This is a genomic window from Halanaerobium congolense (assembly GCF_004366375.1).
Lineage (GTDB): Bacteria > Bacillota > Halanaerobiia > Halanaerobiales > Halanaerobiaceae > Halanaerobium > Halanaerobium congolense.
Genome location: NZ_SOEF01000080.1, coordinates 1 through 1784, shown reverse-complemented (window position 1 = coordinate 1784; position 1784 = coordinate 1). Strand labels below are relative to the sequence as shown.

Below are 1784 nucleotides of genomic sequence, written 5' to 3'. Positions count from 1 at the left end.
TTCCTCCTCGTATAATATACTTAGTGATATAAAATATTCATCACTAATTTAAATAAATTTGCTTGTTTCTATTAATTTTAGATTTAGTCCCTGATATAATGATATCAAAAGATATCCAGGGTAGATCTAGTATTCCTCCTGTAGCATGTATTTACATGACTACTTTAAAAGTTTGATCCCCTGAGGCTGACATGAACTCCTAACCCGTATGCTGTGTCCCATCTGTTTTCTGCTGCTTTAGCAGGCAGCTGCCTCTGTACTCAAAACTTACTGGTGAACACTAATGGCGAGGCTGTCGATCTCTCAGTTTTTCAGGGACTAAATCTGGTTATCTTTTTTAGACTCCCAAACCAAAGGAGGTGATTCATATTAATAAAATGTTTGTCGGTATTGATGTTGCCAAAGACTCTCTTGTAGCCTGTGCAATGGATGATCAGGGTGAAGATGTTTTCCCCTCCTATTCAGTTGAAAACAACAGACCAGGTTGTTTAAAACTGATTAATCTAATTGCTGATAATGCCAATCTCCTTAAACCTGATATTATTAAAGTTGGCATGGAAGCTACCAATGTTTTCTGGGAACACTGCTACCGACTCATTAAAAACCATGAAAAGTTAAACTCCAATTTCAAACTCCAATTATATACAGTCAATCCTAAAGTAGTTAGCAATTTCAAAAAAGCATACACAGATCTGCCTAAAAATGATAATGTTGATGCCTGGGTAATCGCTGATAGAATACGCTTTGGCAGAGTTGAAAATTCATCTTCTCCTGAAGCTCTCTACAGGGCTCTAAGACAGATTACCCGTCATAAATTCAAACTAGCTCAGCACATTAAAGCTGAAAAAGCTAGAGCTTTAAATCTGGTTTTCCTTAAGTTCTCAGATTTCACTCAAAAGTCTCCTTTTGGAACTTTTACTAAAGCCTCTATGGCTTTGCTGGAAAACTACACACTTAGGGAAATAGTTAATACTGATATCCATGAGCTGGCTGAATTTCTCCATCAAAACAGCAACAATCGATTAGGTGGTTCTACTCCAATTGAAAAAATAACCACTGCACTCAAAAAAGCTGCTCGCAATTCATACCGCTTAAAACCCGAAATAGATCAGGCAATCACCCAGACACTTTCTATGACCTTTGATAACATTAGATTTTATCAGAGTCAGAATAAAAGACTCAAAAAGGTCCTTAAGAGACAGCTAAAAGCAATACCTCAAACTTTAATTACAGTAGATGGAATTGGTCCAGTTCTAACAGCTGGAATAATCTCTGAAATTGGTGATATCAATCGTTTTGACAAAGAAACTAATCTCGCCTCATATGCTGGTCTTACCTGGTCCCAGTATCAATCAGGCTCTTTTACTGCTGAGGAAACTAATTTAACTAAAAAGGGTAATAAATACCTTAGATATTACCTGGTAGAAGCTGCTAATTCATTGAGAGTACACAATGATAGGTACAAAAGCTACTACTACAAAAAGTATAATGAAGTTCCAAAGCACAAGCACAAAAGAGCCCTCGTGCTTACAGCACGTAAATTTGTCCGTCTCGTTTTTGCTTTGCTGAGCAAAGGCGAAATATATCAACCACGGAGGTAGATAATTATTGCAAATTAGTCTGTTTACTTTATTTTCTATCAGAACTATTATTTAGTCATGGGCTGAATTGGTAAAAAATTACTATTCAGGCTAGGCGGATGGAACTATGCCTAATTCAACTAATTTCAGCCAAATAAATTAAATTATTTCTTATTTTGCTCTTGACATCTTACCGTATTACTT

At 36.2% G+C, this 1784-nt stretch carries 1 protein-coding gene; it reads left to right on the top strand.

The window, feature by feature from the left end:
- Positions 1–377 precede the first annotated feature (377 nt).
- Positions 378–1601 (top strand): IS110 family RNA-guided transposase, encoded by a 1224-nt coding sequence (locus C7954_RS13475; RefSeq protein WP_134060310.1) that lies wholly within the window; start codon positions 378–380, stop codon positions 1599–1601.
- Positions 1602–1784 lie beyond the last annotated feature (183 nt).